The following is an 18,464-nucleotide window of genomic DNA, read 5'->3' on the forward strand; positions in this document are numbered from 1 at the left end:
ACATAACGCAAACATACTATGACAACGCTTTCTCCTTTAATGCGACAGTACACCGAAATAAAAAATGCATATCCCGATGCACTGTTATTATTTCAGGTCGGTGATTTTTATGAACTTTTTTTTAATGATGCGGTAAAAGCGTCAGCTTTTTTGGGTATTACCCTCACAAAAAGAGGTACCACTAGTACGGGTGACCCTATCCCTTTATGCGGCGTTCCCGTCCATACCTTAGATCATTATCTTCTTAAACTTGTGCGCGGTGGATTTTGTGTTGCCATTTGCGATCAATTGACGCAAGCGGTGCCCGGACGTGTTGTTGAGCGTGGCGTAAAAAGAGTGTTAACGCCCGGTACGCTCACTGACTCTCAACTGCTTAATGAAAAATCAGCTTCGTATTTAGCAATTGTAGTTAAACAAGATACACAAGCGGCGCTTCTTTTTGTCGAGTTATTAACTGGTCACATGTTTTTAACCATATTAAATATACAGGATGCATCGCTTTTCGAGTCAGAATTGAGTAGGTTTTCTCCTGATGAAATTGTTGTGCCAGAAGAAACATCTGAAAAATATATACGATCGCTCGGTTTTTTTACCACATCTTTCAAGCATAATAATGCGATAGACGATGCAGCGTTTCAGGCATGGTATGCCACGCTTTCTATCACAGCGCGGGATATTATTGACCATAGTACTCTTGCTCATGCAGCACTTGTGCTTTTTTATCAATATATAAAAAAAAATAATACGTATGCGCTTGCGGCATGTACTCATCTGTATTGTTATACGCCGGATGATTATTTATTATTGGATGCATCGACGCAGCGCAATTTGGAGCTGGTGAAAAATACCTATGATGGGACCACGGCGCATACGCTTTTTGCTGTTCTTGATCATGCAGTTACTTCTATGGGTTCTCGCATGATAAAAAAATGGATCACTCGCCCACTGGTTAAGCGAACAGCATTAGAGCAACGTATTGATGCCGTAGATTATTGCAAAACATCGCTCATGTTACGTCAAGAATTGCGAGAGTTATTACAGGGTGTTGCTGATATTGAGCGTGTTGTTGGTCGCTTTGCATTAAAAAGGGCGCTTATAACAGATTATAAACATCTCATAAAATTTTTGACGATTGTGCCAGAGATTGCGCATAAGTTGTCGAGCGCCTCTAACGATATGTTGAATAAAATGTGCAATCGTTTGGGTGATTTTGATCAATTAAGATATTTTTTGGAACGTGCAATTGAAGTTGCTAGTGAGCAAGAGTCTTTGATTAAAAAAGGTTTTAGTGCTCAACTTGATCAGATGCGTGTGTTGTTGAATGATGGAGCGGTGCTTATTCAAGAAATTGAGGCACAGGAGCAGGAGCGAACGGGAATATCTTCATTAAAGATACGGTATAGTCAAGCGCACGGTTATGGTATTGAAGTAACCAAAACGCATGTAGGCCGTGTTCCTGATGATTACATGCGGTTGCAAACACTGGTCAATCGTGAGCGATATACAACGGAGCGGTTGCGCGAAGTGGAATATAATATTGCTCATGCGCGTAGCAATATTAATAGTCTTGAAAAAGAAATTATGGAGTCTATCACCGTAGAAATAGAAAAACAGTGTTCTGATTTGAAAAAATCGGCACAGACTTTGGCGACGCTTGATGCCATACTTGGGTTTGCTCATGCAGCATATGTGAATAGGTGGGTAAAGCCCCAATTCCATGAGTCGCGTGATATTATTATTTCTGGTGGCAAGCATCCTGTGGTGAGCCATCGGCTTGCTCAGGATTTTATACCAAATGATACGTTATTAACTGATGAACAATCATTAATGATTATTACCGGCCCCAATATGGGTGGCAAGTCTACCTATTTGCGTCAAGTTGCGCTTATTTCTATTATGGCGCAAGCCGGGTCATGTGTTTCTGCAGATTCTGCGCGGTTGCCTATTGTCGATAAAATTTTTACGCGTATTGGCGCTGCTGATAATGTGGCGCAGGGCAAAAGTACATTTTTAGTTGAGATGGAAGAAACTGCATTAATTTGTAGGCAGGCGACGAGTAAAAGTTTGGTTATTCTTGATGAAGTTGGTCGTGGCACGAGTACGTATGACGGGCTTGCGATTGCCTGGGCTGTGATTGAATATATTTATTTTCACGTTCAAGCGCGGTGTCTTTTTGCAACGCATTATCATGAATTAACAGCTTTGACGGATCAGCATCCTGGTATGATTGCGTATCATGCGGCAAGTAGTTCTACTGAGCGGGGTATTTTGTTATTGCATAAAATTATTCCTGGCGTTGCACAAGGAAGTTTTGGTCTAGAAGTTGCAAAAAAGGCGTATATTCCTGAAAGGATTATTGACCGTGCTCGAGTGATCATGTCTGAGCTTAATACACAGCACCCGCCGCACGCTGCGAGCGCTAGCAGTACAAATGCGTATATGCAGGAGCTGGAAAAAACGTGTAACGCGCTTAAAAAAGAAGTAGCTCAGTATAAAAAAATAGTCGCCGAAATGCAGAGCATTGATTACGACGCTCTGTCCCCCCGTCAAGCCTTCGACATATTGTGGCGTCTCCGGCAGCCGTAATATTATTTACCGTTCAAGTTGGATATTTGTATACATATTTTCTTGCATAGTTGATGTGTATTTAAAAATATATTTCTGTATACTATGTGTGTTCGTAAAAAATAATATTTTTTTATTAGTCTGAATAGGTTGTTTTGTTGTGAAAAATAAGATTTTTTTTGTTAAAAATAGCTTGATATTATTGTTGTGTTCATCGATAGTTGCTGCGCAGGAAGCTGAAACAAGAGAAACAAGTTATCTTGAGCTTGATCCTGCCACGATTGAGTATTACGATAATAAAATTGTAGAGTTACAAAAAAGTAATACAACAGTTTCTCAGCATGTTAAAGAGCTATATATAACGCGGGAAAAAAATGTTAATAATAAATTATTGCAATCAGAAGGGCTGAATACGCTCAGTAAGATTGAACTGTTGCTTTTGCAGCCGGGTTATTTGGTTAGAAGATGTAAATATGTAATCAATAATTTGTGGGAGGCCAGTAATCCGATGAGAGTTAAAAATAATAAACAATACGCTATCACTTCTGAAATTAATGAAAAAAATTCTATAGCATTGAATGATTTAAAAGATTTTTTAAAAAAATTTAATCTTAAAGCTGACGTGCACATTGTAATTAATGATACTTTTATTCATGAGAATATCTATGAGTTGATTGCAATGGTACCGAATATGATTTTTGCTGAGATGCGGCTTTCAAAAGATTTTTTTTCTTATTCTCGTGAAGATCAAGAAGTTGCAACAATGTATGCTTTAGCTAGTTTGAAGTATTTGAGATATTTCGAGATTGATTCGACCAATAAATTTGCTTCAAAATATGAAGAAGAATATAAAAAAAAACAGGGCAGCTTATTTAAACGCAATCTGTTTTTTGTTGGTAAAGTTGTTTATAGACACTTTTTTGGGATAAGTTTTCCTGATACAGCTTATATTCAGCGCAATGCCTATATTGAGGAAAAAGCACAGTCGAGTTCTTTTTTTAGGGATATGGTGCAATATAAAGAATATTTTGCTGATCAGTATTTTGCTCGTAAAAAATTAGAGTATGCTCTAAAAATTGAAGATATGTTATTTCGCATGAGTAAAGATGAAAAGTTTAATAAAGAGGTTAAATCTCATGGGTATGGTATGGCTCCTTTGAAATCGCGTTATGAGGCGGTGCGAGAAATAAGACGATTATTAGAAGCAGAGCAGCGCTGGTATGCGGGGCCGCAGGGCTATGAAAAGTATAGTGAACCTGCATATGATAAAGCGTATTATGCATGGGCAGAAAAAAACAAGCCGTCGACTCCGGCAGAATGGTGGGAATCGCGGGACTAGCTATAATAGATTTACGGAAGTTTGGCGAGCAGTCTTTCTAATACATATCGATAAAAATTTTCGCCTTCACCAGAGAGTCTTTTTGATCCAGCAATGGATCCTCCGGCGACTTCAAATTGTCGGGCGGTTTCTTGAATGTTTGCCACCAGTCTCTTTGCATCCGGCGATAAAACGTCAAAATAGATCGCTGGTGGTGGTGTTACCGATTGATACCAAGAATGAAAATAGGACATGTACCTATATAAATTGTTGAGATCTTGTTCAGTATTATGTGCTCTATAATCTTTAATCGCAGTCTCTATTGCTTGGAATGCAACAAGGCTTGCAGGTTGCGGCGCATTCATGGTACTAAAAAATGACGCATAACTTTGTCCACAGAACAAGAGACTGAATGTTATTATATTCGCTTTTATACTATTCATACTATCTTTACCCATTTTTAATAGATTTTTCAGGTTATTAATTAAAGTATATATAAAAAAATATAATTTTATCAATAGAAATTATTAAAATTTACATGCTTTCTGGTGTGGTGAGGCCAAGAAGTTCTAAGACATGTTTAAAAGTTCTTTGCGCTATAGAAACAATCAGCAGGCGGGACTTTGTTAAGCCCGGGTCTTCATGAGTAATAACTCGATTGCTTGAGTAATAATGATGAAAATGATGGGCAAGTTCAAGCAAATAGTACGACAATACGTGTGTTTGATAGGTTCTGCCAATATTTTCTAATACATCTTTGAGCGCGGCTATTTTTTTAAGTAATGCCACTTCTGGGGCGCCAATGTAGGCGATGTCTTCTGGGCCGAATGCAAATTCTGCATGTTCAGAAGCCTTTTCTAAAATGCTGCCTGCGCGGACGTACGCATATTGAATGTAATAAACAGGATTTTTTTCGCTGTGCTCCAAGGCTAAAGTAATATCAAAATCTAAATGAGCATCGGCTTTTCTATTTAAATAAAAGAATCTTGCAACATCTTTGCCGACGGTTTCTATAATGTCATTGAGTGATACTATTTTTCCTGCACGCTTAGAAAGACGTACTAACTCACCAGTTTCTTTGACGGTGACGAGCTGATACAAAATAACATCAAGTGTGTCAGGGTTATGGCCTAATGCTTGCATGATCGCCTTAAGCCGTGCAACGTAACTGTGATGATCTTGTCCGAGTATCATAATAAGGTGATCGGCGGGGCGCTGTAGTTTATTCTGAAGGTAAGCTATATCGGCAGCTATGTAGGTCAGTTCACCGGTGTTTTTCTGAACAACTCTGTCCTTGTCGTCGCCAAATTGCATTGCAGTAAACCAAAGCGCGTCATCTTTTTTATATGTGTAGCCGCGTGATGCTAGATACTCTAGTTCTTTCTGAATAGCGCCGCTTGTATGTAATGTTTTTTCGGAAAACCATATATCAAATTCTATGCCATATGAACGCAATGTTTCTGTAATGTTCTGTAATAAATGTTTTTGCGCATATTCTTCAAAAAAAGTTTGTGGCTGTTCAATAACCTGGTTGCCATATTCTGCAATGCATTGTTCTGCAAGACGTATAAGATATTCGCCTTGGTATGCATCTTCAGGCAACTGTTCATTGCTACCATTTTGCTGTAAACAACGAATTTTAAGAGACAGGCCAAGTTTGCCAATCTGGTTGCCGGCATCGTTAATATAATATTCGGTAATAACGTTGTGTCCCAAAAATCTGAGCACTTGTGCTAAAACATCGCCGATAATGCCGCCACGGCCATGGCCAATGTGTAAAGGGCCTGTTGGGTTTGCGCTGACAAATTCAAGTGAGTACGTAAGCGGTTTTATAATGGTCGGTTTAAAAAAATCTTTGTCTTGATGATACAATTCTTGTGTAAGAACTTTAAATGCTTGAATGGTAAGGAAAATATTAATAAATCCTGGACCTGCAATATCAATTTTTTGAATATGCGGGTGGGATAATGATGCAGCGAGTGCTTGAGCAACAGTTCGCGGATTGGTACCTATCTCTTGTGCAATAATAAGAGCGGCATTGGTGGTTATGTCGCCAAAATCAGCTTTTTTATCATCAGTATTTATAGTTATATCTATTTTTTTGCAGGTTTCTATCGTGATATTATATGTTTGTTGTATATGTGTCAGTATAATGTGCTGTAAGTTTTCTAGTATATTCATGATTAATTGCCTTAAGTAAAAGTTTGGTACTATTAATTATATCACAAATATATTGTCTTTAGCCACAGCGGTCTGTTATGTCTCATAAAAATTATGAACGAGGGTTGTAGTATGAAGTTTGTTTCTTGCATGGTATTTATTGTTGGGTCTCTTGGATTGAGCTGTTCTGCTGAAGATAATAATTTTTTTGACCAAATGATGTTTGATCAAGTGCGCGGATCCAGCATAAAAACGGTGAATAATTTACGCGTGTTTGGTTGTTTGAGTGCCAATAGGCTTACTGTCTATGACCAATCAACGCTGGGAGGCTTAACAACGCTTTCTAATATGCATATTAGAGGCAATGTGGTATTAGACGGTAATATGATTGATAGTCAAGGCATATTGCTGATTGGTCCTGGTGGCGTTTCGCCGGGAGCAACGGGTCCGACGGGCCCTACTGGTGCTACGGGTGCAACGGGAGCCGGGCTTTCAGCCTATGGCTATGCGTTTACACCAACGCCTGCTGCAGCCGTGTTGGCAAATGGAAACATTGTGTTTACTACCAATGGCCCTTTGGTGGGCGTTACTAATTCTGCAGGCGGTTTGACCATTACCAATGCAGGAACCTATAAAATAAGCTTTATTATAACGAATAATGCTGCAATTACTGCAACGCAGTTTGCTATTGTGAGCCAAAATCTCTCAGGAGCTGTTCCTGGTGGGATCTATGGCACGGCGAGTGGCGGGACGAGCAACCAGCTTTTTGGTCAGGCAACGGTAACGTTGACAGCTGGCGATGTTATTAATATTCAAAACATCTCGGGCGCCACTTTTACCTTTGGTGATGTAACCAATTTGGCGGTAAGCGCTTCGATTAGTATAGAGCAGGTCGGGTAGTCGCGCTTTGTAGAAAAAAATGGTATACTTACTAAAAAAATATAATTTTCAGTACGTATATCGAGCATACAATGAAAACGGCCGTATTAATTTCTGGTGGTGTTGATAGCTCTGTTGCCTTGCGCTTATTGCAGGAACAGGGGCATGATATAACTGCGTTTTATCTTAAAATTTGGCTAGAGGATGAACTTGCCTTTTTGGGTAATTGTCCATGGGAAGAAGATTTGGCGTATGTTCGCGCAGTGTGCGCAGAGGCAAACGTCCCTTTGGAAATTATATCATTTCAGCAGGAATATCATGATGAAGTCGTTGCTTATACGTTAACAGAAATCAAGGCTGGTAGAACTCCTAATCCGGATATATTTTGTAATCAACGCATTAAATTTGGAGCTTTTTATAAAAAAATAGGCAACCAGTTTGATCATATTGCAACGGGACATTATGCCCAGGTGCGCGTCGTCGATGGTATTTATTCATTACATGCTGCTCCGGATCTCATTAAAGATCAGACCTATTTTTTGTCACATCTTTCGCAAGAACAGTTGTCCCGCGCGCTTTTTCCCATAGGTGGTTATACAAAGCCTCAAGTGCGAGAACTTGCAGAACGCTTTAATTTACCAAATAAGGCGCGCAAAGATAGCCAGGGTATTTGTTTTTTGGGAAAAATTAAATTTAGCGATTTTGTTAAGCATCATTGTGGAATCACGCCCGGATTACTTGTTGAATATGAAACAGACAAGATCGTCGGAGAACATGAAGGATATTGGTATTATACGGTGGGCCAACGACAGGGTATTGGTCTTTCTGGGGGGCCATGGTACGTGGTGTGTAAAAATACTGAAAAAAATATTGTATATATTTCGCGCCAGTATTATAGTCCTGATAAAATTCGTAATTCTTGTGAGCTTGCAGCGTGTCATTGGATTGCCGGTGTGGTGCCTCAGGTAGAAAGATTAGAAGTAAAATTGCGGCATGGAGCTCAGCGTTATACGTGCAGTTTGATTCAGGAAGCTGAACGGGTTATATTGAAGCTCGATGATCGTGATCAGGGAATAGCCCCTGGACAATTCGCTGTGTTTTATCGCAACGATGAATGTTTAGGCGGAGCAATGATAGTAAAAGTATTATAAGAAAAAAGGTTGTGATGACAAGTAAAAAAATTACGTTATCAACGGTTTTTACGCTTTTTCGTATATTTCTTGTTCCTTTCATTGGGCATGGTATCGTATATGGTTCGTGGGTTTATTCATGCATGTTGTTTATAATTGCGGCGGCCACTGATGTTATTGATGGTGCGCTGGCTCGTTTATTAAATGAACGAACGACATTGGGAGCATATCTTGATCCATTAGCAGATAAAGTTTTGATACTATCATGTTATACCGCTTTTGCCAGCACTCAATTGCCTTGTATTATTATGCCGTGGTGGTTTGTTATTGTGTTGTCTATAAAAGAGGCAATGTTGGTAATCGGAGCTTTTGTCGGCAAGATGATAAAGGTTTCTTATCATGTAAGACCCACATTGTTAGGTAAGGCAACGATGTTTTTGCAAACAATATTTATAGTATTGTTGTTCGCGTGTTTGATTATGGGTTGGAATTTAAGCGGTTTTTTATATATATGTATATGGATCATTACGGCTGTTGCGTTTGCATCTTTTGTTGATTATGCGGTGCGTGGCTTGCAAGAAATGTGGTTATTATTATGAAAAAAAAAATAATAAGCTTATTTTTTCTTAGTGGAATTATATGGTATATTGTTGGTGAGTCATTTACTGTTATGCCAAAAAAAAAGAAAATGTCCTATCAGAAATTGCAGGAATGTTTTGGAGAGATTCTTGAAGATATCGCTCATATGAAAAGTAAAGTTATAGAGTGTAACGCTCGAGCAACTTCTAAAATTATGACGATTGAGCGGCAACTTTTGGAAAATAATAAAGAGAGCGCTTTTGCGCGAGCAACGCCTGATGAGCGTGAGGTGATGGTCGAAAAAGCACGTAAGCATCGAGAAGAATTATCTCAATGGGTGCAACGTTCTCATGATTTTGAAATAAGTATTTAATAATTTTTATCTCTATTAACCGAGGAAATTACATGGCAGGATATAATCGTATCATTATGATTGGTAATTTGACGCGTGATCCAGAATTTAAGCAACTTCCTTCTGGCCAGGGGCTTTGCAAATTGGGTCTCGCTTCCAATAGACCATTTAAGAATAAGCAGACTGGTTTGCTCACGCAAGAAGTTTGTTTTGTTGATGTTGATGTGTGGGGGCCACAAGCGGAAAGTTGCCACAAATATTTACAAAAAGGGCGACCGGTTTTGATTGAAGGTCGTTTAAAATTAGATAGTTGGAAAGATGATGCTGGGCAGAATAGAAGTAAGCATTCTATTGTTGCGGATCGTGTTGTGTTCCTTGCGGCAGGACAAAGTGCTGAAATTGGCGATAGCGAATCAATTACCGACGAATCTTTTAATGTTGGTCAAAATAATAATCGATCCAAAGATTATGCGAGACCAGCACAGTCTGGTGCTGGCGTCTTTAAAGATGAAGCTCCATTTGAAGACGATTTACCATTTTAATATAAAGAAATAGGCGATAATATAAAATTATCGCCTATTTCTTTATTGTTTTAATTGACAAATATAGTATTTTTTTAAGATTATAAAAGTAAAGGCTTTCATTGTGTAAATAAAAGAGGTGGTTGTTTATGGAGTGTATTAAGCTAACGATATTATTATCACTGAGCTTTCAAGGTGCTTCAGCGCAATTGTTTTATGCGGATACTATTTCTGAAAATATGCTCATGCGAGATCAGTATACTATTGAATGTATATCTGAGTTAGTTCTGACCGTGTGGTCTAGGATTGACCTTTTGCGAGCTATTAGTATTTCTTATCAGGATCGAGCAGATTATTGTGAGCATTTTGTCGATGTTTTTTTACAGCTGTACGGTTCTGTGGCATTGTTTTATACATCTCATTCTGATTTTAGCCCCTATGTTCAGCAGTTAGAACATATTGAATGTATGTTGGACTCTATTAAAGAGGCATTTGGAGGTCTTTTTTGTGATATGGTTATTGATGAAAGTCGATGCATGTGGATTGTTATTAAAAAGGTAGATGCTCTGATTGGGAGCATGTTGCATCAATAGCACCATGATATATTAACGCCGGTATATCCTCCCACAAGAGAAGTATCAAAGATTTTTTTACCAGCAAGTATGTGATTATAAAAAAAGCCAATATGAGGTAAATTGGGATGTTCGAATGATGCCCAATCAAATTCTATGAGGCCGTATAGTGTATGCATAGACCAGTTTGATTGATGCGCTGCGCGTTGACAGGCAAAGCTATAACCTGCTATACATGACAATCCGCTGCAAAAATGATCAGCCTTACCGTAAACTTGTATATTTTCGATATACTTTTGTGAGTTCAAGAGCCATACAATATCATAATGAGTTCCCAGAGTTATCCATTCATAAAGCCCTGCACTAAGATCAAAAATAATTGGAAAACCTGCATGACCATTATTGCCAGATGAGACTGCATAGGGATGGGAATCCAGGTTGACGGTGTTACTTGTGGGAAACATAAAGCCTGTTTGGCCTGTAATATCGATATAATCGAGAAATTCAGTTTTTTCGTAATTACATGTCCATCCGCCTAAAAGGTAGAGATCTCCGGCATGAGTGTTTTTATATCCTGGGATGTGAGCACAAGCGATCATATCGCCTATGCATGGATTTTCTGGAATTGCGTGCATAATGGTTTGTCGCGCTATATTTGTTACGCTGATGCGTCGCATAGGAAAGTAGAGACGCAGGAAAAAGCCTTTAATAATATTTTGATAATAATATAGTTGCAATTCGGTGAGCTTAAATGTGCCGCATGTGCTATATGTTATGGGCGATTCATTAGATATTGGTTGTATAGTAGTGTTATACATGTCCAAGAGATTTGATTTTTGCTTGCAGGCATTTCTACTGGTGTCTGTTTTTCCATGGCCGAGTGTAGCAAATGCAGTTGTTAAAAATTGTTCTTCAAATCGTGGTTCCCAGCAAAAATAACTTGCTCTAAAGAAATGGTCGTCAAAGCAGTTGGTTACTTGACTAATAAGTAGTGATAGAAGTATATATCGATTCGGGTATTTCATTACGTATCTTTCTCTATATAGCTTTTTTCGCTCGTCCCGAGCATTGAGGGATGAGTAATGGTTTTGACTATACAACAAATAACAGAAAAAAGAATCCGATATATTTTTTTTTCTGTTGATGTAAACTGAACAAATATGTATATGTAAAGAACAATCGCCCAAAGGGTTATTTATGGAAAATACGCATTCTCAAGAAAATCAGTCTGAATTAGCACTTAAAGAGTGCCAAGAAAAACTACAGGTTGCTCAGGAAAAATATAGTTATTTAGTTGCCGATTTTGATAATTTTCGCAAAAGGACGGAAAAAGATCGCCTTACCTGGATGCAAACTGCCCAAAAAGGTGTTATCGATGACGTCCTCGTTGTTTTGGATAACTTTGATCGTGTTTACGCAGATTTAGCTCAATTACAAGATACAGATAAATCGCGCTTTGCAGGGTTTGAGCTTATCCACAAAGATATTGCCAAGTTTTTGTCACGCTACGATATTACCGAAATCACGGATATAACTGTTTTTGATCCTGAATACCATGAAGCGGTTATGCAAGTTGCTGATACGGGCAAAGAGCCCGGCACCATTATTAACGTGCTAAAAAAGGGCTACAAGCGTAAAGACTCTGTCCTTCGTCCTGCTCAAGTCAGCGTCGCTCAATAGTCAATTACATCGAAAAAAATCTAGTGAGCCCCTTTTAAACAGGGGCTCTTTTTTTTATTCATATTCAAGTGATACTTTTTGATTGGGGTTAAATGGCGCTGTACGATTGTCGGCGGTAATGAAAGTACCGCAATTCTTTTTATCGAATGACCAGAGGTTTATGGTAGTAATGTTAGCTGATGTGTGCGTAAAAATTTTGCTATTTTTGACGTTTATTTCGAATGGGCTCAGTTCCCATAATGTATGGTTTTTATCAAAAAATATATCGTAGAAGCGCTTATTTGGTGCGAATATAGAAAATGTATTTTCTGAATTTGGTTTTATTTCGATGGTTCTTTCTTGGCATAATGTCTGATTTTTATGATGACCGATTTCTCTATTGCTAAGCATCCGAGTTATGTTAGCTGGCGTGCGCTTAAATTTAAAAATGTACGATCTTTCACTTCTATTATTAATGGTAATTTGTCGCGTTTGCATTGCCTGTAGTGATGCAAAAGAAATAATAAGTGAAAAAAAATATATTTTATACATGATCTATTTCCTGGTTTTAAGTGTTTATATAAGTAGACAGATAGTGTATATTTATATAAATAACTAGGCAAATAAAAGCATAAAAATAATTATATAACTTTACTAAATCTTAATATTTCTTTGCCGTCGATAGTAATTGTTTCCATAAACATATCAAGTGGCCGTATCCATATGGCTTGATCACCGAATTCTTCTGAATCGTAGAGCGCTTGGTAGACGACGTAATGTTCCAGCGTTTCGCTGTGATGCGCTACGGCTATAACTTTATATAATTTATTCTTATAGTGTTTATAAATTGCACCAACTTCAGGAAGCGGGATATTTTTTTCGATAACAAGTGTGCTTGTTGATAACATAATACACCCTAAAATAAAACTAGTTTTCATGTAATACTCGTACGTTAATATATCTCGCTATGGTTCGATACGATTTCTGCGAAATCACTCACCACGAGCGAGAACTCTCATCCCATTCGCTTATCTCGAGAGATATCACAGCTTTTTTTTATTTAAAATAGTGTAAGATGCCTACAATAAATTCCATGAAAATTAAAATAATAATAAGAATGGAAAAAACATCTTGACGCATGACATCAACTTTATTTTGATACACACTACCAATATCATGAATAATGCTGAGCTTGTTATTGATAGATTCTTTCCAATTGGTCAAATCTAATTTTTGCACGAGCAGCGAGTATAGTTCTGAGTAATATTGTTCGCCAACGAGCTTAATACTATTTTCTAAGCGTTCGGTAATAACCGAAATATCAACACGCAGTTTACCTAATTCTCCAACTGGGTCATTGATGATGGTGCCCCAAAAAGGCAAATATGCTTGTATCGGCAATGTTTTTACTTCTTGTTCATAAACGGCATTCAATTTTTGATCAAGTACACGATCAAAATATTGCAGTTCTAAATGTTGCATGTTGGCAAACTCAAAAAGGTCCAAAATTTCTTCATATTCATCGTCGTACACAAAAGCAGCTTCTGTATCGATGATAATGAGATCGCCACGGTAATAACCGAGAGCTGTTTCCAAAATTTCATTTTTTTGATACTCAGATAACGTTTCTGTTTCAAAGCGTAGTGTTGATGCAATAATGTTGCCATACGTTTCTTTAATTTTTATGGCGTCAAATATATCCGGTTGTGTATTAACCTGTATGAGAACGTATGATTTTCTGAGATGAAAAAAACGCGGTTGTTTAATGGCGCTTTTTACACTTTTAAAAATCGCTCCAGCATCACTGACACTTTGATTATGATATGCATCGTCAATATCATTAATGTCGGTACGCAGTTGTTGTAGCGTTGAATTGAAAGGAATTTTGTAACGAAGCGTAATAACCCCAAAATTATGTAACTTCGCAATTTCTGCATGAATTGATTGCTGTTGGCTGGGCAGTTCAACAGCAAGAGGAATATGATAATTTTTGAAATATTTAGAATGAATCATCTGATGGCGTGTAATGAGATTATGTTGTTTTACATAGTCTAAATTAATGTCATCGCCTACATCAAAGCTATGGAATATATAGATATGGCCGGTAAAATTATGACGATCAATACTCATCTCTGACATAGTCTGTTCTCCGTAAAAATTATTCATCCTTTTTTAATATCGTTAAGAATGCTTCTTGCGGTATCTCTACGTTACCGACATTCTTCATTTTCTTTTTGCCTTCTTTTTGTTTTTCCAAGAGTTTGCGTTTACGTGTTATATCGCCGCCATAGCATTTTGCGGTAACGTTTTTACGTAATGCAGACACCGTTTCACGCGATATCACTTTTGCACCAATTGCAGCTTGGATAGCAACTTCAAAAAGTTGGCGTGGAATAACGTTTTTTAGTTTAGCTGCTAATCTTTTACCTGTATCATATGCTGAATCTTCATGCACGATAACAGACAGAGCATCAACCGGTTTTCCATTAAGCAAAATATCCATTTTTACAAGATTTGCCTCTTCGTATCCAGCTTCTTCATAATCCAAGCTTGCGTATCCTGATGATAATGATTTGAGTTGATCATAAAAATCAGTGGCAACTTCATTAAGTGGTAATCGATATACAATAATGAGGCGGTCTTCATTAAGATACGAGAGCTCTTTTTGTTTTCCGCGTTTATCAGCACATAGTTTCATAATAGCGCCCAGATATTCTTTGGGCAAAATAATGGTGGCATCAATAATCGGTTCTAATACAACATCAATTTTTTGTGGATCTGGAAAATCTGATGGACTTTCAATATTAACAATTTCATGTGTGTATGCAAGCTTGATTCTATATAACACGCTTGGAGCAGTGACAATCACCGATAAGCCATATTCTTGCTCAAGGCGTTGTTTAAATACGTCCATATGCAAGAGGCCTAGAAAGCCACACCTAAATCCGAGCCCAAGTGCAACGGAGCTCTTTTTTTCTACTTTTACACTGGCATCATTGAGTGTTAATTTTTCTATAGCATCACGTACCAACTCAAAATCGCTGCTATCTACAGGATAAATACCCGCAAAAACCATAGGCTTTGCCGGTTTAAATCCAGGGAATGGGGCAACAGTTTGTCGAGTATGACAAATCGTGTCGCCAACGCGAGCTTCACGCACTGTTTTCATACCAGAAATTAAATAACCAACTTGTCCAGCGTACAATGCTTCGAGCGGTGTTTCATTGGGGTACATGATACCCAATTCTAATACTTCGTATTGTTGATTCGTCTGCGCTAATTTTATCATGTCCCCTTTTTTTATCATGCCGTCATGTACCGCAATTAAGCAAATAACGCCGCGATAATCATCGTACCATGAGTCAAAAAGAAGCGCCTTGAGTGGTTCAGTAAGATGCCCTTTTGGAGCTGGCATGCGTTCTACAATTGCTTGTAAAAGGCCGTCAATACCAATGCCCGATTTGCCCGAGGCGCGTAGAATTTCTGAAGGAACATAATCAAAAAGCGTATTAAGTTCTTTTTCTACTCGCTCAGGATCTGCATTGGTCATATCTATTTTGTTGATCACAGGAATAATGGTTAAGTCTTGATCAAAGGCAAGATAGAAGTTGGCCATAGTTTGCGCCTGAACGCCTTGAGAAGCATCGACTAGTAACAGGGCGCCTTGGCAGGCATAGAGCGATCGAGAAACTTCGTAGCTAAAGTCAACGTGCCCGGGAGTATCAATTAAATTGAGCAGATACGTTTGTCCTTTATAATCATAAAACATGGACGCGCTTTGTGCTTTGACAGTAATCCCGCGTTCTTTTTCGACTTGTAATTTATCTAAAAATTGTTCATTTTTCTGCCGCGTTGATAATGTCCCGGTAACCTCCAAAAGCCTGTCGGCAAGGGTTGATTTACCATGATCGATATGCGCGATGATAGAAAAGTTTCTAATTTTATCTGGTGTGAACTGATTAAGTTGTATTTTTTTTGGATCCATAGGAGTAATTGAGTATTTCTAAATGTGTAAATATTATTGTTAGTTTACGCAAACCCCGAACTATTGTAAATAATTCTTCAAAAGTGACGAAACTTGAGTTTTTTGCACTACAAATTTTACAATAAAATTGATATTTTATACGTCATGTCGTTACAGAGGGGGTGGAGTGAAGCGGTTGTGTGCGGTGGGATTATGTATGATGGTGGCAGTTTTTGCGAAAGTACCTGTGGATAAAAAACTTATTAATAAAGAAGTTGTTGATAATGCACCTCTTGTTATTGGGCATCGGGGGGCGAGTGGGCACGAGCCGGAAAATACCTTGCGTTCATTCAAACGAGCGATTGATATGGGTGTGCCCATGATTGAGCTTGATGTGCGTGTCTGTAAAACGGGTGAGCTTGTTGTTATTCATGATGCGACAATTGATCGTACAACTAACGGTACCGGAAGCATTAAAGCATTAACGTGGGATACTATAAAAAAATATGATGCGGGGAGTGGTGAGCGTGTTCCATTATTGTCAGAAGTTTTTGATCTTGTTGATGGGCGCGTTATCATTAATGTAGAGCTTAAAGATGAGCGCGCTGCGGAACCGGTTGCGCAGTTGATTAATGAGTATATGCGCAATAAAAAATGGTCACCTGATGTTTTTATCGTATCTTCTTTTAATCGTCGTGCGGTGCGCACGTTTAAGCGGCATTGTCCTATGGTTAATACAGGACTTATTTTTGAACGCAACTCGACGGTGCGTCTTGATCGGGTGAAGCGTGTTCAGGCGCATTATGCAATTATCCATCATCAATCAATAACAGAAGCATTTATTAATAATGCGCATACATGTGGGATCAAAGTTTTTGTTTATACCGTCAATGATAAGGCTGTCGGTAAAAAATTGCAGCTGATGCATATTGATGGAATTATTAGCGATTATCCTGATATTTTGTTGCCCTTCGATACATCGATTCTGTCGGATCGCCACTCAGGGTGAGCGAAATTGTGAAAGCGTCTTTTTTTTATTGTACATGCGGTTTAATAGAATATGTGTTGGTAAAACAATACAGAATGGGACGAATATCATGAGAAAGCCAAGCCAGGCAAGTGGGGTGATCATGTGCAGGTTATGCGCTTGCGGAAAAAACATCCAATTGATGTTGTCTGCCGGGTTGGTATAAAAATAGGTTACGGGTGCAATAATCCAGTATAAAAAAGTAAAATAGAGAGGCGCTCGTTTATCGTAACCGTAATGTTTAAGATATATAATCCAGATAACGGGCGTAACGATGTGAAAGAGCGACAAGCCGCGAATTATGAGGGGATATGCTGGGTTGAACATGTAGTCGGCAAGAGAAAAGAGATTAATGTTAAAAATAAGCTGTGCTACATAATCTAGACACCATATTAATTCAAGAGCCAGAATGCCTACAGCGGCAATGCTGATAACGAGCTGCGAGTGTAACCATAATGCAATTACCGTTAGAAATAAGCCTACATCTGACAACCATAAAAAATTTTGTGGCCCGTAGTAATGCCAATACGCGGGGATAAGTATCAGTGTGAAAATCGTTAAACAAAATTGTAGATATTTGTTTTTTTTCATCATGTATATAATTGTAGATAACTTAATGTGTGCAAAGCAAGATATTTAATGGTATAGGGCGCTTTGTGCTTTTTGTTTTTTAAGATAAAATTTAAAATACTATTTTATCTTATTGTTTTTTACGTATAGGTTCTTGTATGAAAATAAATTTTAACGCTATTTGTGTTTTGATTTTAGTAAATTTATTAGTTTATTCCCACGTGCAATGTGGCGATATTGATTCTATCGATCAAGAGTTAAAGCAAAGTGTTGGTGACCATGAACAGTTTAAAAAATGCTGGATAAATCGTCAGGGCATGATTTTAGCCAATTCAACATTATATATTTCTGTGCTAGAGCATATGAAGTATGAGCGTGAAGAAGCTGTGCAAGCGATTGATGATTGGAAGTCTACAACTGATGCACGAAAAGACGGTAAGTTTAAGCATGTTAAAGCAAAAAAACTAGTGCCGGGTGCAGGGGCGGCATTGTTTGGTTGCACGGTTGGTGGGTTCGCAGGAAAAGTTTTGGTTAATAGCTTTATGCCGTTTTTATATAATTATTGGCTTGGCAATACTCATGCGCAGGCAAATTGGGTAACATTCGCTTCACCATTAGTTGTTATTGCTTCTGGTGTATGCGCTTTTGCTGGCATGCGGTCTGTAAAAAATTTGTGGAACTACACAGAATTTCTTAATAAAGAAGCAGTAACTCAAGAAGAAAATTTTGCGAAAAACCAAGAATTTATAACGTTACGATTGGCTGATAAAGTTCGTACGGTCAATAATATTGCAAGAGGTGTTATGTTAGCATTGCTACCGGATGTTCAGACAGAAAAAGAAGCTGACAAGCGATGCCAGGAATATATAAAGATTTGTGAAAAGAATAAGCGGCAACACGAATGGAATAGGTATATTGAGAGCGACAAGTATCCGACTAGCAATTTTGTCCCAGGTCAACTTCAGGATCTTCCAGGCATAGCTGACGTGGAACAAGATTATAATGAGCGGGTTATGATTGGTAATAATTTTTCTCCAGCACGGCAGGAAGAAATTCGTAAAATCCTGGGGATGTAGGGCTAAAAAATTTTGTCTAACTATGCTAGTATAGAATTATAAGAATACATTGATTTTAGTGGGGGGAATTTGTTAAAAATTGCTTCTAAGTG

Annotated in this window: 19 protein-coding genes; 11 read left to right on the plus strand and 8 right to left on the minus strand. The window is 38.1% G+C overall.

The features are described from left to right. Positions 1-18 precede the first annotated feature (18 nt). Positions 19-2,586: a DNA mismatch repair protein MutS gene (mutS, locus tag WC707_01830; protein ID MFA6065898.1), complete on the plus strand. Its 2,568-nt coding sequence runs from the start codon at positions 19-21 to the stop codon at positions 2,584-2,586. A gap of 139 nt (positions 2,587-2,725) precedes the next feature. After that, the gene (locus WC707_01835; protein ID MFA6065899.1) at positions 2,726-3,904 is read left to right on the plus strand and encodes a hypothetical protein; all 1,179 of its coding nucleotides are present in this window, start codon (positions 2,726-2,728) and stop codon (positions 3,902-3,904) included. An 11-nt stretch (positions 3,905-3,915) separates the two neighbouring features. On the opposite strand, the gene WC707_01840 is transcribed toward WC707_01835, so the two are convergent. Further along, complete coding sequence (locus WC707_01840) at positions 3,916-4,326, minus strand: hypothetical protein (GenBank protein MFA6065900.1); 411 nt, start codon at positions 4,324-4,326, stop codon at positions 3,916-3,918. Positions 4,327-4,417: 91 nt separating this feature from the next. Then, a complete protein-coding gene (gene argS / locus WC707_01845; protein MFA6065901.1) occupies positions 4,418-6,064 on the minus strand; it encodes an arginine--tRNA ligase in 1,647 nt (548 codons plus the stop codon). Positions 6,065-6,175: 111 nt separating this feature from the next. Here argS and WC707_01850 point away from each other — a divergent pair, with 111 nt between their 5' ends. From WC707_01850 to WC707_01875, 6 genes are all read left to right on the plus strand, one after another. Further along, positions 6,176-6,943: a hypothetical protein gene (locus tag WC707_01850; GenBank protein ID MFA6065902.1), complete on the plus strand. Its 768-nt coding sequence runs from the start codon at positions 6,176-6,178 to the stop codon at positions 6,941-6,943. A gap of 71 nt (positions 6,944-7,014) precedes the next feature. Next, a complete protein-coding gene (gene mnmA / locus WC707_01855) occupies positions 7,015-8,073 on the plus strand; it encodes a tRNA 2-thiouridine(34) synthase MnmA (protein MFA6065903.1) in 1,059 nt (352 codons plus the stop codon). 14 nt (positions 8,074-8,087) lie between these two features. Next, a complete protein-coding gene (locus WC707_01860) occupies positions 8,088-8,651 on the plus strand; it encodes a CDP-alcohol phosphatidyltransferase family protein (protein ID MFA6065904.1) in 564 nt (187 codons plus the stop codon). Continuing rightward, positions 8,648-9,004: a hypothetical protein gene (locus tag WC707_01865; protein ID MFA6065905.1), complete on the plus strand. Its 357-nt coding sequence runs from the start codon at positions 8,648-8,650 to the stop codon at positions 9,002-9,004. The genes WC707_01860 and WC707_01865 overlap by 4 nt, the downstream gene beginning before the upstream one ends. Positions 9,005-9,036: 32 nt before the next feature. Beyond that, complete coding sequence (ssb, locus tag WC707_01870) at positions 9,037-9,525, plus strand: single-stranded DNA-binding protein (protein ID MFA6065906.1); 489 nt, start codon at positions 9,037-9,039, stop codon at positions 9,523-9,525. 128 nt (positions 9,526-9,653) lie between these two features. Next, positions 9,654-10,097: a hypothetical protein gene (locus WC707_01875; GenBank protein MFA6065907.1), complete on the plus strand. Its 444-nt coding sequence runs from the start codon at positions 9,654-9,656 to the stop codon at positions 10,095-10,097. Here WC707_01875 and WC707_01880 read toward each other — a convergent pair. Beyond that, positions 10,091-11,101, minus strand: coding sequence for a hypothetical protein (locus tag WC707_01880; GenBank protein MFA6065908.1), 1,011 nt, complete (start codon positions 11,099-11,101; stop codon positions 10,091-10,093). The two genes, WC707_01875 and WC707_01880, sit on opposite strands and share 7 nt — an antisense overlap. 172 nt (positions 11,102-11,273) lie before the next feature. Here WC707_01880 and WC707_01885 point away from each other — a divergent pair, with 172 nt between their 5' ends. Next, the gene (locus WC707_01885) at positions 11,274-11,756 is read left to right on the plus strand and encodes a nucleotide exchange factor GrpE (GenBank protein ID MFA6065909.1); all 483 of its coding nucleotides are present in this window, start codon (positions 11,274-11,276) and stop codon (positions 11,754-11,756) included. 54 nt (positions 11,757-11,810) lie between these two features. Here WC707_01885 and WC707_01890 read toward each other — a convergent pair whose 3' ends face one another. From WC707_01890 to lepA, 4 genes are all read right to left on the minus strand, one after another. Further along, entirely contained in the window at positions 11,811-12,287 is a 477-nt protein-coding gene (locus WC707_01890) for a hypothetical protein (GenBank protein ID MFA6065910.1), read from the minus strand. Positions 12,288-12,376: 89 nt separating this feature from the next. Beyond that, positions 12,377-12,673, minus strand: a complete 297-nt coding sequence (locus WC707_01895; protein MFA6065911.1) for a DUF1653 domain-containing protein — start codon at positions 12,671-12,673, stop codon at positions 12,377-12,379. A 118-nt stretch (positions 12,674-12,791) separates the two neighbouring features. Then, complete coding sequence (locus tag WC707_01900) at positions 12,792-13,874, minus strand: hypothetical protein (protein ID MFA6065912.1); 1,083 nt, start codon at positions 13,872-13,874, stop codon at positions 12,792-12,794. A 19-nt stretch (positions 13,875-13,893) separates the two neighbouring features. After that, positions 13,894-15,720 carry a translation elongation factor 4 gene (gene lepA / locus WC707_01905; GenBank protein ID MFA6065913.1) on the minus strand — a complete coding sequence of 609 codons (1,827 nt, stop codon included), beginning with the start codon at positions 15,718-15,720 and terminating at the stop codon, positions 13,894-13,896. Positions 15,721-15,886: 166 nt separating this feature from the next. Here lepA and WC707_01910 point away from each other — a divergent pair, with 166 nt between their 5' ends. Then, on the plus strand, positions 15,887-16,708 hold the full coding sequence (locus WC707_01910) for a glycerophosphodiester phosphodiesterase family protein (GenBank protein MFA6065914.1): 822 nt from the start codon (positions 15,887-15,889) through the stop codon (positions 16,706-16,708). Here the strand turns inward: WC707_01910 and WC707_01915 are convergent. Next, entirely contained in the window at positions 16,700-17,320 is a 621-nt protein-coding gene (locus WC707_01915; GenBank protein MFA6065915.1) for a hypothetical protein, read from the minus strand. The two genes, WC707_01910 and WC707_01915, sit on opposite strands and share 9 nt — an antisense overlap. A 134-nt stretch (positions 17,321-17,454) precedes the next feature. Here WC707_01915 and WC707_01920 point away from each other — a divergent pair, with 134 nt between their 5' ends. After that, on the plus strand, positions 17,455-18,372 hold the full coding sequence (locus tag WC707_01920; protein MFA6065916.1) for a hypothetical protein: 918 nt from the start codon (positions 17,455-17,457) through the stop codon (positions 18,370-18,372). Positions 18,373-18,464 lie beyond the last annotated feature (92 nt).

The organism is Candidatus Babeliaceae bacterium (genome assembly GCA_041660765.1).
GTDB lineage: Bacteria > Babelota > Babeliae > Babelales > Babelaceae > JBAZVR01.